Consider the following 26292-nt stretch of genomic DNA (forward strand, 5'->3'; position numbering starts at 1 on the left):
ACTGTGCGTCAATATGACTGGGTGGCCCCGGCTTGCCGGGGTGGATCGCGACGGGTTCACACCGATGGCCCCGGATGCGACGCTGGGACCATGGATGATCTCCTCGCACAGCTGCGGGCCGGGCTCCCCGCCGACGCCCTGATCACCGACCCCGACGTCACCCGGTCCTACGCCCACGACATGGCGAGCTTCTGCGCGGCGGGAACGCCCGCGGTCGTCGTCCGGCCGCGTACGGTCGAACAGGTCCAGCACGTCATGCGCACGGCGACCGCGCTGCGTGTACCGGTGGTCCCGCAGGGCGCCCGTACCGGACTGTCGGGCGGGGCGAACGCCACGGACGGGTGCATCGTCCTGTCCCTGACCGCGATGGACCGGATCCTGGAGATCAGCGCGGTCGACCGGATCGCCGTCGTCGAGCCGGGCGTCGTCAACGCCACGCTCTCCCGCGCGGTCGGCGAACAGGGGCTCTACTACCCGCCCGACCCCTCCAGCTGGGAGACGTGCACCATCGGCGGGAACATCGGCACGGCCTCCGGCGGGCTGTGCTGCGTCAAGTACGGCGTCACCGCCGAGTACGTCCTCGGACTCGACGTCGTCCTCGCCGACGGCCGCCTCATGACCACCGGCCGCCGTACCGCCAAGGGCGTCGCCGGATACGACCTGACCCGTCTCTTCGTCGGCTCGGAGGGCAGCCTCGGCATCGTCGTCAAGGCCGTGCTGGCGCTGCGCCCCCGGCCGCCCCGGCAGCTGGTGCTGGCCGCCGAGTTCCCCACGGCCGCCGCCGCGTGCGACGCCGTCTGCCGGATCATGGAGCGCGGACACACCCCGTCCCTCCTCGAACTCATGGACGGCACGACGATCCGGGCCGTCAACGCGATGGCGCACATGGGCCTCCCCGAGACCACCGAGGCGCTGCTGCTCGCCGCCTTCGACACCCCCGACCCCGCGGCCGACCTGGCGGCGGTCGGCGAGCTGTGCGCGGCGGCGGGCGCCACCGAGGTGGTGCCCGCCGAGGACGCCGCCGAGTCGGAGCTGCTGCTCCAGGCCCGCCGGCTGTCCCTGACCGCGCTGGAGACCGTCAGATCGGCCACGATGATCGACGACGTGTGCGTACCGCGCTCACGGCTGGCCGCGATGCTCGACGGCACGGCGGCCATCGCCGAGAAGTACGGCCTGACCATCGGCGTCTGCGCCCACGCGGGCGACGGCAACACTCACCCCGTCGTCTGCTTCGACCAGGCCGACCCCGACGAATCGCGGCGGGCCCGCGAGTCGTTCGACGAGATCATGGCGCTCGGTCTGGAACTGGGCGGCACGATCACGGGGGAACACGGCGTCGGCGTACTGAAGAAGGAGTGGCTCGCCCGGGAACTGGGCCCGGTGGGGCTGGAGATGCAGCGCGGGATCAAGCGGACCTTCGACCCGCTGGGCCTGCTCAACCCCGGCAAGCTGTTCTGAGCCGGGGCCGCCGCGGCGCCACGGGTACGTGACGGCCCCCGCGGCCGTCCGTCCCGTCCGTACGTCCCGCCCGCCGATCCGTCCGTCCCGTCCGTCCTGTTCACCGGTCCGTCCGGGGCCGGCCTACGCATCGCCGTCCACCGACTCGTCCGAGGGCCACGGGTCCCGCAGCCACAGCTCGTCGGCCGGCAGCGGGGACAGCAGCGCGGTCAGCCCCTCGTCGATGCCGAGCTGCTCGGCCTCCGTCCCCGGCTCCACGATCCGCAGCGTCCGCTCCACCCAGGCCGACACCGGCCCCGACGGCGCCTCCAGCAGCGCGTCGCCGTCCGGCGAGGAGAGCGCGAAACACAGCACGGACCGGCCGGTGACCTTCGTCGGCCAGATCCGTACGTCCCCGTGGCCGCACGGCCTGAACACCCCCTCCACCAGCAGCTCGCGGGCGAAGGTCCAGTGCACGGGGGTGTCCGAGCCGATGTGGAAGGTGATGTGCACGGCGTACGGATCGTTCGTGCGGTACGTCAGCCGGGCCGGTACGGGGATGCTGCGCTCGGGCGACAGCACCAGATTCAGCTCCAGTTCGCGCTCCACCACGGTGTGCATGGGCGGCACTTCCTCTCCTGACAGGGGCCCCGCACCGGGGCCGTACCAGGTGAGAGGCGCCAGCCCCGCGGCTATGACGCGACTTACGGCGACTTTCGCGAATTGATTTCGCGGACCGATCCCGGGGCCGTTCGGCCAAGGGCTTCCCGCGTGCGCGCGTGCGGGGTGCGTGGAGGGTCTGGGGGCGTCCCGTGGGCACGCGTGTACGTCAATTCGTACGCCCTGGCGAACGGATCCCACCCCGTGGCCTTACGCTGCGCATCGACGCCTGCGGCCGGGCGTCCACGTGCGATTCTTTCTGTCGGTCTCCTTCCTCAGGGCCCCGCGTTCTTCGTTAATGTCTTCCTTGGACAAGCGGAGGCACGCGCCAGGGCGGATTCGGCAGCGGACAGCCCGGACAGGTCAACCATGGTGCGAATGAACGGAGTTGGGGTCAGTGGCTACTCCTCCTGGTGACGGCGGGAACGTACCCCGGGAAGGGTTCTACCCGGATCCGTCGATCCCCGGATACGTCCGGTACTGGAACGGCGCGGCCTGGGTGCCCGGTACGAGCCGGCCCGCGCCGCAGGACGAGGAGGGGCCGCGCGCCGCGTTGCCACCGGCCCCCGCCCGGCCCGGCTTCGAGGAGACCGGGCCGGTCTTCCTGGACGAGGAGCCCGTCGGACCGGCCCGGCAGGAACCGGCCTCGGCGTGGCAGGCCGACGCCTCCCGCCAGTCCGGCTTCGGCGGCGACGGCGATGCCCGGGTCTCCTGGGGCGCGCCGGGCCAGGACCCCCGGATTCCCCGCCCCGCGGCCTCCGCCGGACCCGTGGACCCGAGGATCGACCCGGCGGCCGGGGCGCCCGGCCCCGGCGACCCGACCGGCGGCGCGCTGCCCGGCATGCGCGCCCTGGGCGCCGACGCGGCGGGCGGCCCGCAGCACGGCGCCGACGGCTCCGCGCCGGCCGCCGACGGACCGGTCTCCGACGGCACCGTCGCGATCCGCCCGGCGCGGCGCGGCGCGGGCGGCGACCCGGGTACGGGTACGGGCGGCGACGCCGGTACGCCCGCCCGGCCGCTGGTGCCGCCCACCAGCACGCAGCCGCCGGTGGACAGCACCGTCGCCATCCGCGCGCTGCGGGCCGCCCGGCGCGCGAAGGCCGAGGGCGACGCCGCTGCGGGCCGTACGGGCCAGACCGACGGCACGATGGCGATCCGCGCCCTGAGCCAGGGCGCCACCGGCGCGAGCAAGGCCGCCAAGGCCCTGCCCAAGGTGCCCCCGCAGTCCCCGCCGCCCCAGCTTCCGCAGGCGCAGCCGCAACTTCCGTCCCGCAGCCGCCCACAGCCCACGCCCGCGCCGGTACCGGAGGTCCAGGCCCCCTCCGTACCGGACACCCCGATCTCCACCGGCAGCGGCGGCGGCGCCACCTCATGGGCGCAGCAGGTGCACCAGCTCGCCAGAGCCGACGACGCCGACCAGCCCGTCGTCCCCTGGAAGCCGCCCGTCGAGGACCCCTTCCTCCAGGCGGCGCGCGCCCAGGCGGCCTCCCGCCCGGCCGGACTGGGCAAGCGGCTCGTGGCCCGGCTGATCGACAGCCTCGTCCTCGGGGTGGTGGTCGGCGCGCTCGCCGTGCCGCTCGTCTCCCGGGCCCTCGCCCATATCGACGACAAGATCGACGCGGCCCGGCGGACCGGAGAGACCGTCACCGTCTGGCTGCTCGACGGCACGACCGCCGCGTACCTCGGCGCGGTCCTCGTCGCGCTGCTGGTCGTCGGCGCGCTGTACGAGGCGCTGCCGACCGCCAAGTGGGGGCGCACGCTCGGCAAGAAGCTCTGCGGACTCGACGTGCGGGACATCGAGTCCCACGAGGCACCGGGCTTCGGAGCCGCGCTGCGCCGCTGGCTGGTCTACGGGCTGCTCGGGCTCGTCGTGATCGGCGTCGTCAATGTGCTGTGGTGCCTGATCGACCGGCCCTGGCGCCAGTGCTGGCACGACAAGGCGGCCCGTACCTTCGTGGCGGGCTGACGAAACCGCCGGGCTGACGGCCGGTGAGCTGACGGGGCGGCGACGGCCGCCTCGCGGCGTTCCTCCGAACGGCCGTCGAGCCGTTGCGGGCCCGTGTCCGCCGGGGTGCACTGCCCCCATGAGCAACGATCAGCCGCCGCCCGGCCAGCCGCCCGAGGACGACCCGTTCCTCAAGAAGCCGCCACCGTCCGAGGGACCGGGAAGCACCCCGCACGAGCCCCCGCACGAGCCCCCGCACGGCCCGCCGCCCGGGTCCCCCTACGGGGGCGACAGCGGCCCGCCCCCGGCGTCGCCCCACGACCCGAACGCCGATCGGGGTTCCCCTTACGGAGGCTCCCCGTACGGCGGCACTCCCTACGGGGGCTCCCCGTACGGCGGTACCGATCCCCTCGCCGGGATGCCGCCGCTCGCGCCGTTCGGCAAGCGGCTGCTGGCGCGGATCATCGACGTACTGATCATCTTCATCCCGCTGGCGATCATCTCGGCGTTCACCGGCGGCGCCTGGGGCTCGGCCAACGGCAACGGGGAGTGGGACAACGTCACCAATCAGGTGAACACCGGCCGGCACTGGATCTGGTCACTGATCTCCCTCGTCGTGTACGTCGGCTACGACACCTATATGACGAAGAAGTACGGGCAGACCCTCGGCAAGCGCTGGATGAAGATCCGGGTCGCGATGCTGAACAACGGCGCCGTGCCGGACACCAACGCCTCGCTGCTGCGCGCGGCCGTGCTCTGGCTGCCCGCGCTGCTCTGCTGCTTCGTGCTCTGGTGGATCATCATCGTCGCGACGATCCTTGCCAGCAGGCCCTATCGGCAGGGCCTGCACGACAAGGCGGCCAGGACGGTCGTCGTGTCGGACGTCCCGGCGGGGTCAGCGGCGCAGTGACTGCGGCCGGCCGATCCGGGCCTCGCCTCCGGACGGGGCGGGGCGCCGGCCCGGCAGGTGGGCCGTCGCTTCCGCCGTCCCCGAGTGCCCCGTACGGGACGCCCCCGGGGAGGTGGACCGCGAGGTTCCCTGGGCGCGGGAGGCCCCGGGGCTGCGCGGGGGGCGCACCTTGCCCCGGCCGGGCAGCGGGAGGATCACGGCGACCAGCAGGCCGAGGGCGAGCGCCGCGACACCGACCAGCGCGGCACCGACGCCCGTGGTGGTGCCGGAGAGCAGGAGCATGACGAGCGCGGAACAGACGATGGTGGCGGAACCGTAGGCGAGCTGTGCGGCAGTCGGACGCGGCATGGCGGTATCCGTCCCTCGGAACATCGTTTTGGGGGTCTGTTTTGGGGATCTTCGGGAGTGTCTCGCGTATCGCGCACATGGGTCGCGCTGTCAGGCGACTCTACGACGGTGGATGCCCGAGGGGAACGGGAAGTAAGCGCGGCCTCACCCATGGTGCCGGTGCACGGGGGGCGCACCGAGTCATTCGCCTCAGGCAACTGGCTGAAAAAGTGTGCCTGTTGTCCGATTTTCTCCATGCTTGACGCTGTGTCCGGATAACGGAACCCGACAGGCGCATAGTGCAGTTGACCGGTGCAAGTCAAGGACTGTCTTTTCTCCTTCAACTCCGGTCCAATGTCGTCACTTATGACGCGTCTACGCGCGCGGATTCCCCATTTCCGGTCCGCGTTCCGCGTACGCCGGGGAGGACAACCACCAAGTGATCAGCAATCGACGGGCAAGAAGAGTGTCCGCGGTGATCGTGGCGCTGGCCGCGACCGCCGCCACGGCCACGGGCGTCACGACGGCCCAGGCTCAGGACGGCCCGGCCGGCTCCGCCGCCCCCACGGCAATCGAGCGCCGTGACCCGGCGCCCCAGAAGGGCGAGGTCGAACACGACCTGGACGGCCCGTTCAGCAAGCAGCAGTCGAAGCAGCGCGAGGCCGCGCTCCAGCAGGTCATCTCCGGTGACGCCACGGTGCAGAAGCGCGGCGGCTCCCAGGTCGTCAAGCTCGACAACAAGAAGTACGTCGAGCTGGGCCGCGAGAAGACCGACAAGATCTTCACCATCCTCGTGGAGTTCGGCGACCAGGTCGACGACACCACGATGTACACCCCGCAGGGCCCCAACGGCCCGCTGCCGCCCGTCGTGAAGTACGGCGGCACGCCCGGCCCCCTGCACAACGAGATAGCGGAGCCCGACCGCAAGGTCGACAACTCCACCGCCTGGCAGGCCGATTACAGCCAGTCGCACTTCCAGGACCTCTACTTCGGCCAGGGCAAGGACGCCAAGGGCCGGCAGAAGGAATCGCTGAAGACCTACTACGAGAAGACGTCCTCCGGGCGCTACTCGGTCGACGGCCAGGTCTCCGACTGGGTCAAGGTCCCCTGGAACGAAGCGCGCTACGGCTCCAACTACTGCGGCTCCAGCAACTGCGCCAACGTCTGGGACCTGGTCCGCGACGGCGTCAACGCCTGGACGGCCGACCAGAAGGCCCAGGGCAAGTCGACTGCCGAGATCAAGGAAATCCTCTCGCAGTACGACCAGTGGGACCGGTACGACTACGACAACGACGGCGACTTCAACGAGCCCGACGGCTACATCGACCACTTCCAGATCGTCCACGCGGGCGAGGACGAGTCCGCGGGCGGCGGCGTCCAGGGCACCGACGCCCTGTGGGCGCACCGCTGGTACGCGTACGGCACCGACGCCGGTGCCACCGGCCCCTCGGACAACAAGTCCGGCGGCGCGCAGTTCGGTGACACCGGCATCTGGGTCGGTGACTACACCATGCAGCCGGAGAACGGCGGACTCGGCGTCTTCGCCCATGAGTACGGCCACGACCTGGGCCTGCCCGACCTGTACGACACCGCGGGCGGCGAGAACTCCACCGCCTTCTGGACGCTGATGTCCTCCGGATCCTGGCTCGGCACCGGCAAGGACGCGATCGGTGACACGCCCGGCGACATGACCGCCTGGGACAAGCTCCAGCTCGGCTGGCTCGACTACGCCGAGGCCAAGGCGGCCACCAACTCCACCCACAAGCTGGGCGTCTCGGAGTACAACACCAAGAACCCGCAGGCGCTCCTGGTCGAGCTGCCGAAGAAGACGAAGACCACCACCGTGGTGAAGCCCGCCGAGGGCTCCAAGCAGTGGTGGAGCGGGATGGGCGACGACCTCAAGAACACCCTCACCCGTCCGGTCGACCTGACGGGCAAGTCGGGCGCGGCGCTGGAACTCCAGGGCTGGTGGGACATCGAGGCCGACTACGACTTCCTCTACACGGAGGTCTCCACGGACGGCGGCGCCAGCTACACCCCGGTCGACGGTACGGCCGACGGCGTGGCCCTCCCGCGCGACGCGGCCGACAAGCCGGTCCTCACCGGTGTCTCGGGCGCGTACAAGAAGCTCGTCTTCCCGCTGGACGCCTACGCGGGACAGAAGATCGACCTGCGCTTCCGCTACCAGACCGACGGCGGCGTGAGCGGCCACGGCTTCACCGCGGACGACATCACCCTGACCGCCGACGGCGCGCCGGTCTTCACCGACAACGCCGAGACGGACGACGCCGGCTGGACCCCGAAGGGCTTCTCGCGCATCGGCGAGTCGTTCACCGAGGACTACGACCAGTACTACATCGCCGAGAACCGGCAGTACGTCTCGTACGACAAGACCCTCAAGACCGGCCCGTACAACTTCGGCTTCACGGCGCCGAACGACGGCAAGGTCGAGCACTTCGCTTACCAGAACGGCCTGTTGATCTGGCTGTGGGACACCTCGCAGAAGGACAACAACACCAGCCAGCACGAGGGCGAGGGCCTGGTCCTGCCGATCGACGCCCACGCCAAGCCGCTGAAGTGGTCCGACGGCACACTGATGCGCACCAGGATCCAGTCGTACGACTCGACGTTCAGCTGGTGGCCGACCGCCGGTCTGACGCTGCACAAGGCGGACGTCGCGACCAGGATCGCGCCGCGGCTCGGGGCGCCGGTCTTCGACGACCGCAAGGGCACCTACTGGTACGCCGAGAACCCGCGCGCGAGCGTCAAGGTTCCTGACACCAACACCAAGATCAGCATTGTCAGCCAGCCGCTGGACGGCGGGACGATGACGGTCAAGGTCGGTAAGTCCGGCAAGTAACCCTAGGTAATCCCAGCTCAGAGCCATGATCGGCCGTCGCCCCCTAGCGGGCGGCGGCCGATCGTGTTTAGGTGCCTCCTACGGATCTCTTATTGACACGATGTCTCACGGCATGTCTCAGGACAGCTCGCGGGGGAGATGAAACGGATGGCAGGCGGAGGCTTCAGCAAGCTCCCGAACGGCAAGGTCGTGGTGGCGGTGACGCTGCCCAGACCCACGGCCGAGGGCGGTACGGTGCGCGTCCTCGTGCACGCGGTGAACCGGGCGCGCGCCCTGACCCGGCTGCGCAACCTCGGGCTGCGCGCGGTCTATCTGCGGGGCAACGCGGACCCGCCGACGCCGGACGAGATCACCGCCGTCCTGCATCACCCGGACGGCCTGCTCTGGCGCACCACTCCGGAGTGCCGCGAGCAGCTCTGGCAGCCGATACGGTCCCTGCTCAGACCACCCGCGCCCGCCCATTGACCCGCCCCCGGGTCCGCCCGTCCCCGTACGCGGAGTGACGGAGCCGGTACGGAGTTGCTAGGTTGGCCCGCTGACCAGCAAACCGTCACTGACAGGATTCCGGGGATCACCTGTGCGTAACACCCGCCGACCGGCCGCCCTCCTCCGCCCGCTGATCGTCACGGCCGCGCTGCTGACCGCCGCGACCGCCGTGACCGGCTGCGACAGCGGCTCGGACGACGGCTCCGGGAGCGGCTCCGACAAGAACGCCGCCTCGTACGAGAAGGCCGGTGACCTCGTCAAGGAGGTCAACAAGGCCATGCGGGGGACGGCCTTCCACGCCTCCGGAACGTCCACCGCCCTCGGCGGCGGCACCCAGGAGACCTGGTCCGACCCCGAGCAGGGGCTGCGCATGAAGTCGAGCGGCGACGCCGGATCCGGCGAGATCTACTGCAAGGGCAGCGAGAACTTCATCAGCGCCTCCCTGCTGGCCGCGAGCGTGGAGCAGTCCGGCCAGAAGATCACCGTGCCCGGCCGGCTCTCCGACGTGTACGTGACCAACAACACCGGCCAGGGCTGCGACGCGTACTACCGCATCGACGAGAGCGCGAAGTTCGCCAAGGACAAGAACGGCGAGGTCGACGGCGAGAAGACGGTGGCCCTCACCATCTCGGTCAGCGGCACGTCCGACACCTACCACGTGGCGGCGGAGGGCACTCCGTACCTCCTGCGGATGGACTCGGCCCGGGACGGCCGGACCAGCACCACGAACTACGGGAAGTTCGGGCAGAAGAACACGATCACCATGCCGTCCGACACGATGCCCATGGACGAGTTCCGCAAGCAGGTCATGGGCAGCTGACCCGCCGGGACCAGCCGTCGCGCCGGTGGCTGCCCCCCCCCAGGCCCGCGCCTAGGAGGCGAGCACCGGCGTGCCGGTCAGCTCCACGCCGGCCGCGCGCAGCTCCTCCAGGGCGCGCTCCGTGGTCTCCTTCGCCACCGCCGCCGTCAGATCGAGCAGCACGCGCGTCGTGAAGCCCTCGCGGGCGGCGTCCAGCGCGGTGGCGCGGACGCAGTGGTCCATCGCGATGCCGACCACGTCGACCTCCGTGACCTCCCGCTCGCGCAGCCAGCGCGCCAGCCCCACGGCGTTCTCGTCGGCGCCCTCGAAGCCGCTGTACGCCGCCTCGTACGCGCCCTTGTCGAAGACCGCCTCGATCGCGCCGGAGGCGACCACCGGCGCGAAGTTCGGGTGGAAGCCGCCCCCCTCCGTACCGGCGACGCAGTGCACCGGCCAGCTGTTCACGAAGTCCGGGACGTCCGGGGGAGTGGCGAAGTGCGCGCCCGGGTCGATGTGGTGGTCACGGGTGGCGACCACGTGCCGGTAGCCGGGGGTCGCCCGGCCGACCAGATCGGTGATGGCGGCGGCGACCTCCGCACCCCCCGTCACCGCGACGCTGCCGCCCTCACAGAAATCGTTCTGAACGTCCACGACGATCAACGCGCGGTGCATGATGATGATCCTTCGGTAGTGGGGGGACGGGGAAACCGGGGGCGAGAGGGACGGTGTCCGGTCCGGCCGGGGCCCCCTTGCGGAGGGGATGCACAACTGCTACCACCGCCCCGCGCACCTCACACGTGGTGGCCAAGGGGCTTACACGTACTCCGTCGGAATCACCGGCTCGCCGCGCGACAGCTGCACCGCCGACAGCGGCAGCCCCGCACGCGCCGCGATATGGCGCTCACGCACCGCGTCCAGCGGCTCCGGCGCCACGATCTCGCCGCCCTTGACCAGCTCCACCAGCAGCTGCCGGTCCAGCAGCCCCGGGGGTACGGGACCGGTGCCGATCACCTCGGCCTCGGCGTATCCCTCCGCGTCCAGCCGGCGCGCCGCCCACTTGCGGCCGCCGATCGACGTCTTGCCGCCCAGCGACTTCTTCGCCACCGGGTGCAGCGCCGCCAGCGGGTCCGACGAGGTCGCGCGGGCGACGATCTTGTAGACCATGGAGCAGGTGGGGTGCCCGCTGCCGGTCACCAGCTGGGTGCCGACGCCGTACGCGTCCACCGGCGCCGCCGCCAGCGAGGCGATGGCGTACTCGTCCAGGTCGGAGGTGACCACGATCCTGGTGTTCACCGCGCCCAGCTCGTCCAGCTGCTGCCGTACCCGGTGCGCGACCAGCAGCAGATCCCCCGAGTCGATGCGGACGGCGCCCAGCTCCGGCCCCGCGATCTCCACGGCGGTCCGCACGGCCTCGGCCACGTCGTACGTGTCGACCAGCAGCGTCGTCCCCCGGCCGAGCGAGTCGATCTGCGCCTGGAACGCGTCGCGCTCGCTGTCGTGCAGCAGGGTGAAGGCGTGCGCGCTGGTGCCCACCGTCGGGATGTCGTAGCGGAAACCGGCCGCCAGGTCGGAGGTGGTGTCGAAGCCGCCCACGTACGCCGCGCGGGCCGCGGCGACGGCCGACAGCTCGTGCGTACGGCGCGCGCCCATCTCGATCAGCCCGCGGCCGCCGGCCGCCGCCGCCATCCGCGAGGCCGCGGCGGCGATCGCCGAGTCGTGGTTGAGGATCGACAGGATCACGGTCTCCAGCAGCACGCACTCGGCGAAGGTGCCCTCGACCCGCAGGATCGGCGAGCCGGGGAAGTACACCTCGCCCTCCGGATAGCCCCAGATGTCACCGCTGAAGCGGTACGAGTCGAGCCATTCGAGCGTCGGCCCGTCGACGATGTCCTTGTCCCGCAGGAAGGCCAGCTGATCGGAGTCGAAACGGAAGTTCCGCACGGCTTCGAGCACCCGCCCGGTGCCCGCCACCACCCCGTACCTGCGCCCCTCCGGCAGCCGCCGGGTGAAGACCTCGAAGACCGAGCGGCGGTCGGCCGTCCCGGCCCGCAGGGCTGCCTGGAGCATCGTCAGCTCGTACTGGTCGGTGAAGAGCGCGGTCGACGGCACGCCCACCCGGCGCAGCCCAAGATCCCCAGTGTTCATATGACGATGCTACCCCGAATACTCGTCAGAGTGACGATTTGGGTCAGGCGTTTGTGCGACAGGCCGCTCAGGGTGGCAGCATGGGACCTGTGGGGCACGCCCCTGGTAGGCCCGGCAGGTTCAGCAGGTCCCGGCAGAGAAGAAGGTCGTCCCGAACCGTGAGTGTTGCTCCGACTGAGATCGAACGCCCCGAATCGGCCGAGGAGACCTTCGCCGTCCCCGAACCCGATGTGCCGTGGGTGACGATCGTCCACAACGATCCGGTCAACCTCATGAGTTACGTGTCCTACGTCTTCCAGACCTATTTCGGCTATTCGAAGGACAAGGCGCACAAGCTGATGCTCGACGTCCACCACAAGGGCCGCGCGATCGTCTCCAGCGGCAGCCGCGAGGAGATGGAGCGCGATGTGCAGGCGATGCACGGATTCGGGCTCTGGGCGACCCTCTCGCAGGACCGCGCCTGATGGCCGGGCACTTCGAGGCGATCCCGGGCGGCGGCGCCGCCGTCGCGCTCGACGAGGTCGAGATCTCGATCCTGCGCTCCCTGGCCGTACAGCTGCTGGAGCTGATCGGGCCCGGTGACGAACCGGCCCAGGGCGAGGACCCGCTCGCCTCCCTCTTCGCCCCCGGCCCCAGCGAACCGCCCGCCGACCCGGCCCTCGCCCGGCTCTTCCCGGACGCGTACGGGGATGACGACGACGAACTGCGCGAGTACTCGTCCGAGTTCAGACGCTTCACGGAGAACGATCTGCGCGACCGCAAGCGCGAGGACGGAATGGCGCTCGTCCGCACGCTGGACGCGCTCGCCCCGACGGGCGAGGGCGGCGCCGTGCTCAAGCTGACCGCCGAGGACTGCCGGCACTGGCTCGGCGCGCTCAACGACCTGCGGCTGACCATCGGGACGCGGCTGGAGGTCACCGACGAGGACGAGGGCGGCGAGCTGTACCGGCTGCCCGACTCCGACCCGCGCAAGCCGATGGTGATGGCGTACCTGTGGCTCGGGGCGCTCCAGGAGACGCTCGTCGAAACGCTGATGCCGTAAGCAGCGCGTCGTAACGGGACCTCAAGGGAATCTCTTCATATCCTCATATAAGGCTCAATTTGGTGTAACAATCACATCACCGCGCGATCGACCCTTGCGGTGGTGTGATTGATTTGTCCCTATTTCCTTGTGGGCTGTGCCACAGCGGCCCCCGTGGGCGACTGTTGCCGCCGTGATAAATCTTCACGACCTCCCGGGGACGTCACCCCTGTCCCCAGGGGGCGCCTTCCCCGGCCGACCGCCGGTGGCACTCCATCCATATCCGGGGGGATCAGGAACTGGTCCGCGGCCGACGAGAGCGGCGCGGAGCGGTGTGGAGAAAGGCAACACGACCATGACCTCAGCGCAGGTCGACAGGGAACATCCCGGCGACGGCGCCACGGGCGGCCCCACCGGCGCGAACGCGCCGGAAGAGGAGTACGAGCGCGGACTCGGCAGCCGTCAGGTCCAGATGATCGCCATCGGCGGCGCCATCGGCGTCGGGCTCTTCATGGGCGCCGGAGCGAACATCGCCAAGGCCGGCCCCAGCATCATCCTCATGTACGCCCTCGCCGGCGTCGTGATCTTCTTCATCATGCGGGCGCTCGGCGAGCTGCTCCTCTACCGGCCGGTCTCGGGCTCCTTCGCCGAGTACGCCCGCGAGTTCCTCGGCCCCTTCTTCGGCTTCGCCACCGGCTGGACGTACTGGCTGATGTGGGTGGTCACCGGCATGGCCGAGCTGACCGCCGCCGCCATCTACATCCACTTCTGGTTCCCGCGGATCCCGCAGTGGGTCAGCGCGCTGGTCTTCCTCGTGGTGCTCTTCGGCGTCAACCTGATCTCGGTGAAGATCTTCGGCGAGGTCGAGTTCTGGTTCTCGATGATCAAGGTCACCGCGATCATCGGCATGATCGTCATCGGCCTCGGCGTCCTCACCCTCGGCTTCTCCGAGGCCGGCGAGACCGCGTCCACCTCCAACCTCTGGGCGCACGGCGGGGTCTTCCCGAACGGCATCGGCTCCAGCCTGATGACGCTCCAGGGCGTGATGTTCGCCTACCTCGCCGTCGAGCTGGTCGGCGTCACCGCCGGCGAGTCCGAGAACCCGGAGAAGACCCTCCCCAAGGCCATCAACACGCTGCCCTGGCGCATCATCGTCTTCTACGTCGGCGCCCTCAGCGTGATCCTCGCCGTCGTCAAGTGGACCGAGTTCTCGGCGGGCGCGAGCCCCTTCGTGCACGCCTTCGAAAAGATGGGCATCCCGCTCGCTGCGGGCATCGTCAACTTCGTCGTGCTGACCGCCGCGCTCTCCTCCTGCAACTCCGGGATGTACTCCACCGGCCGGATGCTGCGCAATCTCGCGGCCAACAGCGAGGCGCCGAAGGCGTTCACGCGGCTGAACTCCCGCAAGACCCCGGCCGTCGGGATCAGCGTCTCCGTCGCCCTCATGGGCATCGGCGTGATCCTCAACTACATCGTCCCGGAGAAAGCTTTCGGCTATGTGACCTCCGTGGCGACCGCGGCGGGCATCTGGACCTGGATGATGATCCTGATCAGCCACATCCGCTACCGCCGCGGGGCCAGGGCCGGCGTCCTGCCCCTCTCGTCGTTCCCCGCACCCGGGGGCGCGCTCTTCAGCTGGGTCGCGGTCTTCTTCCTCAGCTTCGTCACCCTCCTGATCGCGCTGGACGACGACGCGCGGGTCTCCCTCTACGTCGGCGCCGTCTGGGCCGTCGTCCTGGGAGCGGGCTGGCAGTACCTCAAGCGCAGCGGCTCCCCGGCCTCGGCCAGGACCGAGCCGGAGTACGCGCGGACGGGCGAGCAGCCGTAACCCTCCCCGCTCACGCGCCACCGGCGACGGCCCAGGACCCCCGGTCCCGGGCCGTCGCCGCGTCGGGTCCCTTTATATTTCTCACCATGCTCACCATCACCCAGGCCCTGCACGACCAGATCGTCGCGCACGCCCGAGCCGACCACCCCGACGAGGCGTGCGGCGTGGTCGCCGGCCCCGCCGGGAGCGGACGGGCCGAGCGGTTCATCCCCATGCTCAACGCCGCCCGCTCGCCCACCTTCTACGAGTTCGACTCCGCCGATCTCTTCAAGCTCTACCGCGACATGGACGACCGCGACGAAGAGCCGGTGATCATCTACCACTCGCACACCGCGACCGAGGCATACCCGTCCCGTACGGACATCACCTACGCCAACGAGCCGGGCGCCCACTACGTCCTGGTCTCCACGGCCGACACCGACGGCGCGGGCCCCTTCCAGTTCCGCTCGTACCGCATCGTCGAGGGCGAGGTCTCCGAGGAGGACGTGGAGATCGTCTGACGTCGTCCACCAGCCGAACGCCCGCCGTCCACCATCCGAGCACCCCTACCCGGGCGCGGACCGGGAATCGATACGATGACCGCATGGTTTCCCACGACGTGAGCGACAAGACGCCGAGCACCCCGCTGCTCGTCGCGCGGCTGCACGTCGACCTGTGCCGCCTCGCCAGTGCCATCTGTACGGACTAGGGCACCACCGGCTGAGCCACAGCCCCGAGCGCACTCCGCCGCACGCGACCAGCGATCCGCACCACCCACACCCCTCGCGCGGGGGGCCGAGCCGCGCGCCCGACACGTCACCTCCCGACAGGAGCCCACGCCATGTCCATCGAGGTCCGCATTCCGACCATCCTCCGCACCTACACCGACGGCGCCAAGGCGGTCAACGGCACCGGCGAGACGCTCTCCGAGCTCTTCGCCGACCTCGAAAGCCGGCACGCGGGCATCCGGGAGCGGCTCATCGACCCGGCCAAGGACAACCAGCTCCGCCGCTTCGTGAACGTCTACCTCAACGACGAGGACGTCCGCTTCCTCGACGGCATCTCCACCAAGCTCGCCGACGGCGACACCGTCACCATCCTCCCGGCCGTGGCCGGTGGCGCGCTCGAAGCGCACACGGCCTGATGCGGTACGACTCCCCGCTGGCGGCGGTCGGCAACACGCCCCTGGTACGGCTCCCCAGGCTGTCCCCCTCGGACACCGTACGGATCTGGGCCAAGCTGGAGGACCGCAACCCGACGGGCTCGATCAAGGACCGGCCCGCGCTCCACATGGTCGAACAGGCCGAGAAGGACGGACGCCTCACCCCGGGCTGCACCATCCTGGAGCCCACCAGCGGGAACACCGGCATCTCGCTCGCGATGGCGGCCAAGCTCAAGGGCTACCGCATCGTCTGCGTCATGCCGGAGAACACCTCCCAGGAGCGGCGCGACCTGCTCGCCATGTGGGGCGCGGAGATCGTCCCGTCCCCGGCGGCGGGCGGCTCCAACACCGCCGTACGGGTGGCGAAGGAACTGGCCGCGGAGAACCCCTCCTGGGTGATGCTCTACCAGTACGGCAACCCCGACAACGCGGGCGCGCACTACGCCACCACCGGCCCCGAGATCCTCGCCGACCTCCCCTCCGTGACCCACTTCGTGGCGGGCCTCGGCACGACGGGCACCCTCATGGGCGTCGGCCGCTATCTGCGCGAGCACGTCGAGTCCATCCAGATCGTCGCCGCCGAGCCGCGCTACGACGACCTGGTCTACGGGCTGCGCAACCTCGACGAGGGCTTCGTCCCCGAGCTGTACGACGCCTCCGTCCTCACCACCCGCTTCTCCGTCGGCTCGGCCGACGCGGTGACCCGCACCCGCGAACTGCTCCAGCAGGAAGGCATCTTCGCGGGCGTCTCGACCGGCGCGGCTCTGCACGCGGCGATCGGCGTGGGCCGCAAGGCGGTCAAGGCGGGCGAGAGCGCGGACATCGTGTTCGTCGTCGCCGACGGGGGCTGGAAGTACCTGTCGACGGGCGTGTACACGGCGGCGACGACGGAAGAGGCGATCGAGGCGCTGCACGGCCAACTCTGGGCGTAGCGCCTTTTCGGGGCGCGTTGTTGGCGCGGCCCGGTGGTTGTGTGCGGGCCGTCGCCGGGTGTCCCTCCGGGGGTGCATCCGGGACGGCATGATTTACGGCGCGTGCGGGCCGGTGATTCCCCTGCGGGCCGTGTGCGCCACAAATCACGCTGTATTGTCCCGGACGCACCCCCTGCGGGCCCCCCTTCCCCGCCCGCACAGACCCGGCGGGCCCGGCCCTGGGTGTCGGTACGTCGGGCCCCACCGGCGGGAGGGGGCCGGGGTCGCAGGAGGTGCGCGTCCGGACAATAAAGCGTGATGTGTGCCGCTCGGCGACCCGCACCCGAAGATCCGGCCCGCACGCGGCGTACGGGGGGCCGGGGGTGTCCCCCGGAAAAGCACAGCATGCCGTCCGGACATGCGCCTCCGGAGTGCCCCGGCCCCCGCACCACGGCGCACCGGCCCCCACCACCACCCCGCCCGAAATCGCGTTCCGCCATCCGAACCGGTGACACCGTGGGTGAGTTCCCCCACACAGGGCCACCGTGGAGGAGCGACCAGCCCTTTCGCGCTTTACGCTCGACAAACCGCACGACCCCCGTCGCCCCCCTTCCACGCCACGGAGGTTCACGCTCCATGAAGCTCACCGTCGTCGGCTGTTCGGGCTCGTTCCCCTCCGTGGGTTCGGCCTGCTCCAGCTACCTCGTAGAGGCCGACGGCTTCCGGCTGCTCCTCGACATGGGTAATGGCGCCCTTGGCGAGCTGCAGCGCCACTGTGGTCTCTACGACCTCGACGCCATCTTCCTCAGCCATCTCCACGCGGACCACTGCATCGACATGTGCGCCTACTTCGTGGCGCGCTACTACCGCTTCGACGGCGGCCGCTGCGATCCCATCCCCGTCTACGGCCCCGAAGGCACCGAGCAGCGCCTCACCACGGCCTACGCGGACACTCCGACGGAGAAGTCCATGAGCGAGGTCTTCGACTTCCACACGCTCAAGCCGGGCTCCTTCGACATCGGCCCCTTCTCGGTCCGTACGGAGAAGGTCGCGCACCCGGTCGAGACGTTCGGGATCCGGGTCGAGTACGGCGGCCGGTCGCTCGTCTACTCCGGTGACACGGGGGCCAGCGAGGCGCTGGTCGAGCTGGCCGAGGACACCGACCTCTTTCTCTGCGAGGCGGCCTTCACGTTCGGCAAGGAGGACGTCGAGGGCCTGCACCTCAACGGCAGGGAGGCCGGCGCGCACGCCACCCGGGCGCGGGCGCGGCGGCTGGTGCTGACGCACGTACCGCCGTGGACGGACGGCGAGCTGAATCTCTCCGACGCGCGCGAGGTCTACGCGGGCCCCTCGGAGCTGGCCGCTCCGGGCATGGTCTACGAGATCTGACGCGACGCGGTCCGACGCGGCGCCCCGGACACGAAACCGCGGGCCCGACCGTTCCTGACAACGGCCGGGCCCACGGAGCACTGGAGCGGTCGGCTCCTACTTCGCCTCCGCCTTGAGCAGCTCCGCCAGCTCCTCGTCGGACTCGCGTCCCGGCGTCGGAAGGTTGAACCGGGTGATCGCGAAGCGGAAGACCACGTAGTAGACCACCGCGAAACAGAGTCCGACGAGCGCCAGGCCCCAGGGATTCGTCGCGATGCCCAGGTTGAGGAAGAAGTCGACGGCGCCCGCCGAGAAGCCGAAGCCGTCCTTCATGCCGAGTGCCCAGGTCAGGGCCATGGAGACACCGGTGAGTACGGCGTGGATCGCGTACAGGACCGGGGCGATGAACATGAAGGTGAACTCGATGGGCTCGGTCACGCCGGTGACGAACGCGGTGAGGGCCAGCGAGAGCATCATGCCGCCGACGACCTTGCGGCGCTCAGGGCGGGCACAGTGGTAGATCGCCAGGCAGGCCGCGGGGAGGGCGAACATCATGATCGGGAAGAAGCCGGTCATGAACTGTCCGGCCGTGGGGTCGCCCGCGAGGAAGCGGTTGATGTCGCCGCTCTTGCCCTCGTACGTACCGGCCTGGAACCAGGGGAACGAGTTGACCAGGTGGTGCATGCCGATGGGGATCAGCGCGCGGTTGACCACGCCGAAGATGCCCGCGCCGACGGCGCCCGACCCGACCAGCCACTCGCCGAGGTTGTGCAGACCCGAGCCGAGGACGGGCCAGATGTAGCCGAAGATGATGCCGATGACGAGGCCCGCGAAGGCGGCGAGGATCGGGACGAGCCTGCGGCCACCGAAGAAGCCCGCCCAGTCGGGCAGCTTCGTACGGTAGAAGCGCTGGTAGAGCAGGGCGACGACGATGCCCATGACGACTCCGCCGAGGACCTTCGCGTCGACGGCCGCGTCGACCATGACTATCTTGCCGTCCACGACCTGCGCGACCTTGGGCAGGTTGGAGTCGGTGAAGGTGCCCAGGACGTTCTTGAAGACCAGGTAGCCGGTGACGGCGGCGAGCGCGGTGGAGCCGTCCGCCTTCTTGGCGAAGCCGATCGCGATGCCGACGGCGAACAGCAGCGGCATGTTGTCCAGGATGGCGTTGCCGCCCGCGGCCATAAAGCCGGCGATCTTGGTGATGAACGCGGGGAACGAGTCGCGGCCGAGCATGTCGGGGTTGCCGAGACGCACCAGCAGCGCACCGGCGGGCAGAACCGCGACGGGTAGCATCAGGCTGCGGCCGATACGCTGCATCACAGCCATCGCGCGGCTGCCCAGCCCCTTCCGCTCCGCTGCGGGCTTCTTGTCAGCCGCGGTGGCGGCGCCGGCGGTGGACATCAACTTCCTCCAGTGGAACGCGGCGTGCGACGCTGTGGGCGCGCGGCCGTGTGGTCTACACCATCAGTGGTGTAGACCAGTTGTAGCACGGTGAGGAAGAGATAAGGAACAGTCGAAAGGCCCCCGGATAAACCCTCCGAGGGCCCTCGCTCGCACGCTCCGGGGCGCTTCGGCCGCTGACCGGAACGTGTCGTACCGCCCAACTGGCCTGCTACGCCTTGGTGTTCTGCTGTTCGACCTCCTCCTCCAGCTCCTCGGGCTCGCGCCCGGGCGTCGGGATGTCGAATCTGGTGATCGCGAAGCGGAAGACCGCGTAGTACACCACCGCGAAGCAGAGCCCGATCGGGATGATCAGCCAGGGCTTGGTGTCGAGATGCCAGTTCACCACGTAGTCGATCAGGCCGGCCGAGAAACTGAAGCCCGCGTGCACCCCCAGCGCCCAGGTGATCGCCATCGACGCCCCGGTCAGCAGCGCGTGCGCCCCGTACAGCAGCGGCGCCGCGAACATGAAGGAGAACTCCAGCGGCTCCGTCACCCCGGTGACGAACGAGGTCAGCGCCACCGAGAGCATCAGCCCCGCCACCCGCTTGCGGTGCTCGGGGCGCGCGCAGTGCGCGATGGCGAGCGCGGCGGCCGGCAGGCCGAACATCATGATCGGGAAGAAGCCGGACATGAACTGGCCCGCCGACGGGTCCCCGGCGAAGAACCGGGTCAGGTCGCCCTGGACGACCGTGCCGTCCGGCTTGGTGAACGAACCCGCCTGGAACCAGAAGAAGGTGTTCAGGAACTGGTGCATCCCGATCGGGATCAGCAGCCGGTTGGCGACACCGAAGATCCCCGCGCCCCAGGCGCCCAGGCTGATCAGCTGTTTCGCGAACGACGTCAGCGCGTCGCCCACGGGCTGCCACAGCAGCCCGAACAGCACCCCGAGGATCACGCAGATGAAGGCCATCAGGATCGGCACCAGCCTGCGGCCGTTGAAGAAGCCCAGCCAGTCGACCAGCCTCGTACGGTGGAACCGCTGCCAGACCACCGCCGTCAGCAGCCCGATCAGGATGCCGCCCAGCACGCCCGGGTTCTGCGGGGTGCCCTCCGGCAGCTCCTTCGTCACCGAGCCGCCGATCGGGAAGGCGGCCAGCACGCCGTGGAAGACGAGGAAGCCGACGACCGCGGCGAGCGCGGTGGAGCCGTCCGCCTTCTTCGCGAATCCGATCGCCACCCCGATGCAGAACAGCAGCGGCAGCCCGAACGCCCCGTCCAGGATGGCCGTCCCGCCCAGGCTGAACACCTTCGCCGTCTTGTCCCAGAAGGCGCCGTGCAGATAGGCGGCGAACAGATTCCCCAGGCTGACCAGCAGCCCCGCGGCGGGCAGGACCGCCACCGGCAGCTGGAGACTGCGGCCGATCTTCTGGAGCCCCTGGAACAGCCCGTTCCACCAGCGCCCGCCCGGTCCGGACCGCCCCGCCCGGTGCGCCGGTCCGGGGTGCGGAGTTGCCGCGCTGTCGGCGCTCATCGTGGTTCTCCCGTCGTTCTCCCACCGTTCGCGACTGGTGTAGACCAGTTGCGATAGGCTCCATCCTTCGGTACGGGGTGACGGTCCGCCCGTGAAGATGCTCCAACCGTGCGTTACCGTGACGAAGCGGACCGGAGTCGCACCGGGCAGCCGGAGCACAGCGTCAGAGAGCCAGGGAGAAAGACATGGCCACCAAGGCTGAGAAGATCGTCGCCGGACTCGGCGGGCTCGACAACATCGAAGAGGTCGAGGGCTGCATCACCCGCCTCCGTACCGAGGTCGTCAACCCCGACCTCGTCGACGAAGCGGCCCTCAAGGCCGCCGGAGCCCACGGCGTCGTCAAGATGGGCACCGCGATCCAGGTCGTCATCGGCACCGACGCCGACCCGATCGCCGCCGACATCGAAGACATGATGTGACCAGCGGCCGATAGCGACCGACAACGGTCGACTGGCGGTCGACAACGGTCGACAACGGCGGCCCGTCAACCGGCCGTCGGGGGAAGGGCCTGATCCCGACCACCGGAACAGGCCCCTCCCCAAGGTCCCGATAGGCTCACGGTCATGTCTCGAATCGACGGCCGCACCCCCGAACAGCTCCGTCCCGTCACCATCGAACGCGGATGGAGCAAGCACGCCGAGGGCTCCGTCCTCATCTCCTTCGGTGACACCAGAGTCTTCTGCACCGCCTCGGTCACCGAGGGCGTCCCCCGCTGGCGCAAGGGCAGCGGCGAAGGCTGGGTCACCGCCGAATACTCGATGCTGCCCCGCTCCACCAACACCCGCGGCGACCGCGAGTCCGTCCGCGGCAAGATCGGCGGACGCACCCACGAGATCAGCCGCCTCATCGGCCGCTCCCTGCGCGCGGTCATCGACTACAAGGCGCTCGGCGAGAACACCGTCGTCCTCGACTGCGATGTCCTCCAGGCCGACGGCGGCACCCGTACGGCCGCCATCACCGGCGCCTACGTCGCCCTCGCCGACGCCGTCTCCTGGGCCCAGGGCAAGAAGATCGTCAAGGCCGGCCGCCGCCCGCTGACCGGCACGGTCGCCGCCGTGAGCGTCGGCATCGTGGACGGTGCGCCGCTCCTCGACCTCTGTTACGAGGAGGACGTCCGCGCCGACACCGACATGAACGTCGTCTGTACCGGCGACGGCCGCTTCGTCGAGGTCCAGGGCACGGCGGAGGCCGAGCCCTTCGACCGCAAGGAGCTGAACGCGCTGCTCGACCTCGCCACGGCGGGCTGCGTGGACCTGGCGACCCTCCAGCGCACGGCGCTGGAGCAGACTCTCTGAGACGGAGGGGGTACGGGCGCATGCCCGTACCCCCGACCCGTCCCGGGGCGGACCGGGTGGACCGGGTGGACCGGGTCGGACCGGCCGGGGCGCCCGTCCGATACTGAACGGCATGACCCGCCTGATCCTCGCCACCCGCAACGCCGGGAAGCTCATCGAACTCAAGGCCATCCTCGCGGACGCCGGCCTGCCCCACGACCTCGTCGGGGCGGACGCCTACCCCGAGATCCCCGACGTCAAGGAAACCGGCGTCACCTTCGCCGAGAACGCCCTGCTCAAGGCGCACGCCCTGGCCACCGCCACCGGCCTGCCCGCCGTCGCCGACGACTCCGGCCTCTGCGTGGACGTCCTCGGCGGCGCCCCCGGCATCTTCTCCGCCCGCTGGTCAGGCGTGCACGGTGACGACCGGGCGAACCTGGACCTCCTGCTGGCCCAGCTGGCCGACATCGCCCCACCCCACCGCGCCGCCCACTTCGCCTGCGCGGCGGCCCTGGCCCTCCCCGACGGCACCCACCGGGTCGTGGAAGGCCGCCTCGAAGGCACCCTCCGCACCACCCCCGCCGGCACGGGCGGCTTCGGCTACGACCCGATCCTCCAGCCCGCCGGCGAGACCCGCACCTGCGCGGAGCTGTCGGCGGCGGAGAAGAACGCGATCAGCCACCGGGGCAAGGCGTTCAGGGCCCTGGCCCCGGTGGTCGCGGAACTGCTGGGCTGACACGGGTATGCCGAAGGGCGGGCCCCATACGCTGGGTGCCCGCCCTTCGGTTCCATGGTCAGTGCGGCCGGTGGGATTCGAACCCACACAGGATTTCTCCCAGATGCCCCTAAAACACCCGCCGATACCAGTTTGGCTACGGCCGCTCGCCGCCCACCATCGTACCGGGCGCCCTGACCTCCCGGCGGAGGTGGCTACGGTGCGGGCCGGGGTTTCGCCCGGCGGTTGCGGCACCACGTGTCCGTGAGCGCATGGCAGTTCGGGCACAGGTAGCGCAGGTTCCCGGCGCGGTTATCGAGCCGGTCACCACTGATGTGGTCGATCTGTAGCGTCATCGGCTGCCCGAGCCATGCACCGGTGTTCCCGCACGACGCGCAGCGGTACGGGACGCCGATCTCCTGGAGGGCACGGTGGAGCCGGGACCGGTTGGTGCGCGGTGAGCGCTCCGGCAGGACGACGAGCGTGTCCCCGGCGACCGGCTTCGGGGTGCGCGGCCGCACGGAACCCCAGGTCCGCCGCTTGAAGTGGCCGGTGTCGAGGCCGAGTTCGGCCACTTTCCGGCGTACCCGGCGGTGATTGGTGTCGTTCACGGTGAGCCCGAGGGTCCGCATGACGTCCGCGTAACCGGAGGCGGCGGGTATCGCCCGGCGCAGAGCGGTCTCCGGGATCGCCACGCGCGCGTTGCGGAAATGGGCGGTGTCGACACCCCGCTCCCTGAGTATCCGGCCGAGCGCCGCGCGCGACCGCCCGTCGTCGGGTACGCCGAGCGCGCGGGCCACTCCGCGCACGCTGTGCGCACGGGCGGCTGCCGCCGCCAGCTCCACGGTGGTGAACGGCGACTCGGCCCGTACGCGGTTCATGCCGGGGAAGTGGCTGACGTCGATCCCGGCCGTCTCGATACGGCGCGCCAGGTGCGACAGCGTGCCCGTGGCGGGCGCGGCGCCCAGCCTCACGGCGACCTCGCGCAAGGTCGTGGAGGTCGTGACGGCGGCGGCGATGATCTCGTCCGGGTACTTCCGCCACGTGCTCCGCCGCTTGAAGTGCGTGGTGTCGAGGCCGAGTTCGGCCACCTTGCCCTGGAGGGCGCGTCTGCGGCCCCCGCTCGCGCGGACCCCGAGCCGCCGCATCAGATCGGCCCAGCTCTCCGCCGCGGCGACCGCGTCGGCCAGCCGGTCCCCGTCGTACGGCTCGGACATGATCCCCCCTCGACCCGGGCACGCGTTCGTGGCGTCGCACTGGATAACGAGCCGGATTCCGGACCGTCACGTCCGAAAAGCGGAACGCCCCGCACCGGATGGGGACTTGGCGCGGGGCGGTCAGTGGTGCGGGGCGTTCCGGGGCGGGGGCGGGGGCGGGCAGAACTTCGGGTCAGAACTTCGGGTCCGGTGTCTGGGCGTGGATCAGTTCCGCCGCCTCCTCGTCCGTCTCCACCGACGGCGGCGAACCCGCCAGCGGCTTCTGGGCCGTCTCCTTCATGCACGCCACCGCGATCACCCCCACCAGCGCCGCCGCCATCGCGTAGTACGCGGGCATCAGGTTGTTGTCCGTGAGGCTGATGAGGCCGGTGATGACGAAGGGTGTCGTGCCGCCGAAGAGGGAGGCCGAGAAGTTGTAGCCGACGGACAGCGAGCCGTAGCGGACCTCGGTCGGGAAGAGGGCGGGGAGGGCCGCCGACATGGTGCCGAGGAGGCAGACCAGGGAGAAGCCCAGCATCGCCATGCCGATGACGATCGCGGGGATGCTGCCCTGCTTGATCAGCAGGAACGCCGGCAGCGAGAGGAAGAAGAAGCCGAGCATCCCCGCCATCAGCAGCGGCTTTCGGCCGAAACGGTCGCTGAGCCTGCCCACCTGGCTGATGACCAGCATCAGCGCGGCCATGACGCCCAGCAGGATCAGCAGGCCGTGCGTCTCGCCGTAGTCCAGTTCGTTGGAGAGGTACGTCGGCATGTACGACAGCAGCATGTAGTCCGTGATGTTGTACGCGCCGACCAGCGCGACGCACAGGATCAGCGACGGCCAGTACTGCCGGAAGATCTTGCCGAGGTCGCGCGCGGTGGTCGACTCCACGGCGTCCGCCGCGTCGGAGGCGTGCACGTTGCCCGCCTCCAGCTTCTGGAAGGCCGGCGTCTCGTCGAGGCGCAGCCGCAGGTAGAGGCCGACCAGGCCGAGCGGCCCCGCGACCAGGAAGGGGATCCGCCAGCCCCAGGACTCCATCGTGTCGCTGCCCAGTACCGCCGTGAGCGCGGTGACCAGACCGGCCGCGCCCACATAGCCCGCCAGGGTGCCGAACTCCAGGAAGCTGCCGAAGAAGCCGCGGCGCTTGTCGGGGGCGTACTCCGCGATGAACGTCGAAGCGCCGCCGTACTCGCCGCCCGTGGAGAAGCCCTGGACCAGCCGGAAGAAGACCAGCAGGGCCGGGGCCCAGAGGCCGATCGTCGCGTGCGAGGGGATCAGGCCGATCGCGAAGGTGCCGATGGCCATCAGGATCATCGTCAGCGCGAGGACCTTTTTGCGGCCCAGCCTGTCACCCATCGGGCCGAAGAACATTCCGCCGAGTGGCCGTACGAGGAAGGCCACGGCGAAGGTCGCGAAGGAGGAGAGCAGCTCGAACGTGGGGTTCCCGGACGGGAAGAACACGTGCCCGATCGTGACGGCGAGGTAGCTGTAGATCCCGAAGTCGAACCACTCCATGGCGTTACCCAGGGAGGCCGCCTTGACGGCGCGCCTGACCGCCGCGTCGTCGGTGACGGTGATGTCCGACCGCCGGAGCTTGGGGTTCTTCCGCTGTCTGATCGCCCGGAAGAGGGCGGGATGGCGCTTGACCGCGGCGGGGTCGGCCACCTCTTCGTGCTCCTGGCCGGCCATGGGTCGGTCCTTTCCTCGGGGTGAAACTCCAAGGAGACCTTCTGCGCGATCGTGGCGGATGCAAACCGAGGTCCCACGAAAGTGGGACCTCGGTCACAGGGCGGGACGGTTCAGATGCCCAGGTCCTTGATGATCTTCGCTACGTGTCCGGTCGCGCGCACGTTGTAGAAGGCCTGCTCGACCCGGCCCCGCTCGTCCACGACGAACGTGGAGCGGATGACGCCGGTCACCGTCTTGCCGTACATCTTCTTCTCGCCGAAGGCGCCGTACGCCTCCAGCACCGCCTTGGACGGGTCGCCGACCAGCGTGACCTTCAGGTTCTCCTGCTCGCGGAACTTCGCCAGCTTCTCCGGCTTGTCGGGCGACACGCCGATGACGTCGTAGCCCGCGCCGGCCAGCAGCTCCAGGTTGTCGGTGAAGTCGCACGCCTGCTTGGTGCAGCCGGGGGTGAGGGCGGCGGGGTAGAAGTACACGATCACCTTGCGGCCCTTGTGGTCCGCGAGCGAGACGTCCTTGCCGTCCGCGTCGGGCAGGGTGAAGGCGGGGGCGGTGTCGCCGGGCTGGAGGCGCTCGCTCATGGTTCTCCTCGGTCGGGCCGGCGCCCCGGCGGCGGGGATGATCCCGGTGGGGCGCGACCGTGTGGCGTGACGGGCTTCCTCGGG

At 70.2% G+C, this 26292-nt stretch carries 25 protein-coding genes, 1 tRNA gene and 1 pseudogene; 17 read left to right on the forward strand and 10 right to left on the reverse strand.

Annotated features, from left to right (window positions below; genetic code table 11):
• Positions 1-90: 90 nt before the first annotated feature.
• Positions 91-1458, forward strand: coding sequence for an FAD-binding oxidoreductase (locus tag OG627_RS22485; RefSeq protein WP_329067817.1), 1368 nt, complete (start codon positions 91-93; stop codon positions 1456-1458).
• A gap of 123 nt (positions 1459-1581) precedes the next feature.
• Here the strand turns inward: OG627_RS22485 and OG627_RS22490 are convergent, their stop codons facing one another.
• Complete coding sequence (locus OG627_RS22490) at positions 1582-2058, reverse strand: SsgA family sporulation/cell division regulator (protein WP_329067818.1); 477 nt, start codon at positions 2056-2058, stop codon at positions 1582-1584.
• A 436-nt stretch (positions 2059-2494) separates the two neighbouring features.
• Here OG627_RS22490 and OG627_RS22495 point away from each other — a divergent pair, with 436 nt between their 5' ends.
• Positions 2495-4063, forward strand: a complete 1569-nt coding sequence (locus OG627_RS22495; RefSeq protein WP_329067820.1) for an RDD family protein — start codon at positions 2495-2497, stop codon at positions 4061-4063.
• Positions 4064-4181: 118 nt separating this feature from the next.
• On the forward strand, positions 4182-4952 hold the full coding sequence (locus OG627_RS22500; protein ID WP_329067822.1) for an RDD family protein: 771 nt from the start codon (positions 4182-4184) through the stop codon (positions 4950-4952).
• Here OG627_RS22500 and OG627_RS22505 read toward each other — a convergent pair.
• Positions 4938-5300: a hypothetical protein gene (locus OG627_RS22505; protein ID WP_329067824.1), complete on the reverse strand. Its 363-nt coding sequence runs from the start codon at positions 5298-5300 to the stop codon at positions 4938-4940. The genes OG627_RS22500 and OG627_RS22505 overlap by 15 nt on opposite strands.
• A gap of 418 nt (positions 5301-5718) precedes the next feature.
• Here OG627_RS22505 and OG627_RS22510 point away from each other — a divergent pair, with 418 nt between their 5' ends.
• The 3 genes from OG627_RS22510 (at position 5719) to OG627_RS22520 (ending at position 9445) form a co-directional block, all read left to right on the forward strand.
• Positions 5719-8139 (forward strand): immune inhibitor A domain-containing protein, encoded by a 2421-nt coding sequence (locus OG627_RS22510; protein WP_329067826.1) that lies wholly within the window; start codon positions 5719-5721, stop codon positions 8137-8139.
• A gap of 147 nt (positions 8140-8286) precedes the next feature.
• Complete coding sequence (locus tag OG627_RS22515; protein WP_329067828.1) at positions 8287-8604, forward strand: hypothetical protein; 318 nt, start codon at positions 8287-8289, stop codon at positions 8602-8604.
• Positions 8605-8716: 112 nt separating this feature from the next.
• Complete coding sequence (locus OG627_RS22520; protein WP_329067830.1) at positions 8717-9445, forward strand: hypothetical protein; 729 nt, start codon at positions 8717-8719, stop codon at positions 9443-9445.
• A 51-nt stretch (positions 9446-9496) separates the two neighbouring features.
• Here OG627_RS22520 and OG627_RS22525 read toward each other — a convergent pair whose 3' ends face one another.
• Together OG627_RS22525 and OG627_RS22530 are read right to left on the reverse strand one after the other, a co-directional pair.
• On the reverse strand, positions 9497-10096 hold the full coding sequence (locus OG627_RS22525) for a nicotinamidase (protein WP_329067834.1): 600 nt from the start codon (positions 10094-10096) through the stop codon (positions 9497-9499).
• 141 nt (positions 10097-10237) lie between these two features.
• A complete protein-coding gene (locus OG627_RS22530; protein ID WP_329067836.1) occupies positions 10238-11569 on the reverse strand; it encodes a nicotinate phosphoribosyltransferase in 1332 nt (443 codons plus the stop codon).
• Positions 11570-11727: 158 nt separating this feature from the next.
• On the opposite strand from OG627_RS22530, the gene clpS reads away from it, so the two are divergent.
• From clpS to OG627_RS22570, 8 genes are all read left to right on the forward strand, one after another.
• Positions 11728-12033, forward strand: a complete 306-nt coding sequence (gene clpS, locus OG627_RS22535; RefSeq protein ID WP_329067838.1) for an ATP-dependent Clp protease adapter ClpS — start codon at positions 11728-11730, stop codon at positions 12031-12033.
• Complete coding sequence (locus tag OG627_RS22540; RefSeq protein WP_329067840.1) at positions 12033-12611, forward strand: DUF2017 domain-containing protein; 579 nt, start codon at positions 12033-12035, stop codon at positions 12609-12611. The genes clpS and OG627_RS22540 overlap by 1 nt, the downstream gene beginning before the upstream one ends.
• Positions 12612-12945: 334 nt before the next feature.
• On the forward strand, positions 12946-14418 hold the full coding sequence (locus tag OG627_RS22545; protein WP_329067841.1) for an amino acid permease: 1473 nt from the start codon (positions 12946-12948) through the stop codon (positions 14416-14418).
• 86 nt (positions 14419-14504) lie between these two features.
• A complete protein-coding gene (locus OG627_RS22550) occupies positions 14505-14918 on the forward strand; it encodes a M67 family metallopeptidase (RefSeq protein WP_329067843.1) in 414 nt (137 codons plus the stop codon).
• An 83-nt stretch (positions 14919-15001) separates the two neighbouring features.
• Positions 15002-15106 (forward strand): putative leader peptide, encoded by a 105-nt coding sequence (locus OG627_RS22555; protein ID WP_329067845.1) that lies wholly within the window; start codon positions 15002-15004, stop codon positions 15104-15106.
• 132 nt (positions 15107-15238) lie between these two features.
• Positions 15239-15541, forward strand: coding sequence for a MoaD/ThiS family protein (locus OG627_RS22560; RefSeq protein WP_329067847.1), 303 nt, complete (start codon positions 15239-15241; stop codon positions 15539-15541).
• Positions 15541-16491: a PLP-dependent cysteine synthase family protein gene (locus OG627_RS22565; RefSeq protein ID WP_329067849.1), complete on the forward strand. Its 951-nt coding sequence runs from the start codon at positions 15541-15543 to the stop codon at positions 16489-16491. The genes OG627_RS22560 and OG627_RS22565 overlap by 1 nt, the downstream gene beginning before the upstream one ends.
• 615 nt (positions 16492-17106) lie before the next feature.
• Complete coding sequence (locus OG627_RS22570; RefSeq protein WP_329067851.1) at positions 17107-17859, forward strand: MBL fold metallo-hydrolase; 753 nt, start codon at positions 17107-17109, stop codon at positions 17857-17859.
• 96 nt (positions 17860-17955) lie between these two features.
• Here the strand turns inward: OG627_RS22570 and OG627_RS22575 are convergent, their stop codons facing one another.
• Positions 17956-19242, reverse strand: coding sequence for a PTS transporter subunit EIIC (locus OG627_RS22575; RefSeq protein ID WP_329067853.1), 1287 nt, complete (start codon positions 19240-19242; stop codon positions 17956-17958).
• Positions 19243-19453: 211 nt separating this feature from the next.
• Positions 19454-20755: a PTS transporter subunit EIIC gene (locus OG627_RS22580; protein WP_329067854.1), complete on the reverse strand. Its 1302-nt coding sequence runs from the start codon at positions 20753-20755 to the stop codon at positions 19454-19456.
• Between the two features lie 158 nt (positions 20756-20913).
• On the opposite strand from OG627_RS22580, the pseudogene OG627_RS22585 reads away from it, so the two are divergent.
• The 3 genes and pseudogenes from OG627_RS22585 to rdgB all read left to right on the forward strand — a co-directional run.
• Positions 20914-21174: pseudogene (locus OG627_RS22585) on the forward strand (glucose PTS transporter subunit EIIB); the annotation flags it as partial.
• A 144-nt stretch (positions 21175-21318) separates the two neighbouring features.
• Positions 21319-22050, forward strand: coding sequence for a ribonuclease PH (rph, locus tag OG627_RS22590; protein WP_329067856.1), 732 nt, complete (start codon positions 21319-21321; stop codon positions 22048-22050).
• Positions 22051-22162: 112 nt separating this feature from the next.
• Positions 22163-22765, forward strand: coding sequence for an RdgB/HAM1 family non-canonical purine NTP pyrophosphatase (gene rdgB, locus OG627_RS22595; protein WP_329067858.1), 603 nt, complete (start codon positions 22163-22165; stop codon positions 22763-22765).
• A gap of 62 nt (positions 22766-22827) precedes the next feature.
• On the opposite strand, the gene OG627_RS22600 is transcribed toward rdgB, so the two are convergent.
• The 4 genes from OG627_RS22600 to bcp form a co-directional block, all read right to left on the reverse strand.
• A tRNA-Leu gene (locus tag OG627_RS22600) sits at positions 22828-22911 on the reverse strand.
• Positions 22912-22959: 48 nt separating this feature from the next.
• Positions 22960-23961 carry an HNH endonuclease signature motif containing protein gene (locus tag OG627_RS22605; RefSeq protein WP_329067860.1) on the reverse strand — a complete coding sequence of 334 codons (1002 nt, stop codon included), beginning with the start codon at positions 23959-23961 and terminating at the stop codon, positions 22960-22962.
• 172 nt (positions 23962-24133) lie between these two features.
• Positions 24134-25630 (reverse strand): glycine betaine/L-proline transporter ProP, encoded by a 1497-nt coding sequence (gene proP / locus OG627_RS22610; RefSeq protein ID WP_329067862.1) that lies wholly within the window; start codon positions 25628-25630, stop codon positions 24134-24136.
• A 110-nt stretch (positions 25631-25740) separates the two neighbouring features.
• The gene (bcp, locus tag OG627_RS22615; RefSeq protein WP_329067864.1) at positions 25741-26208 is read right to left on the reverse strand and encodes a thioredoxin-dependent thiol peroxidase; all 468 of its coding nucleotides are present in this window, start codon (positions 26206-26208) and stop codon (positions 25741-25743) included.
• Between the last annotated feature and the right edge of the window lie 84 nt (positions 26209-26292).

The organism is Streptomyces sp. NBC_01429, from assembly GCF_036231945.1.
In the GTDB taxonomy this organism is placed as follows: Bacteria; Actinomycetota; Actinomycetes; order Streptomycetales; family Streptomycetaceae; genus Streptomyces.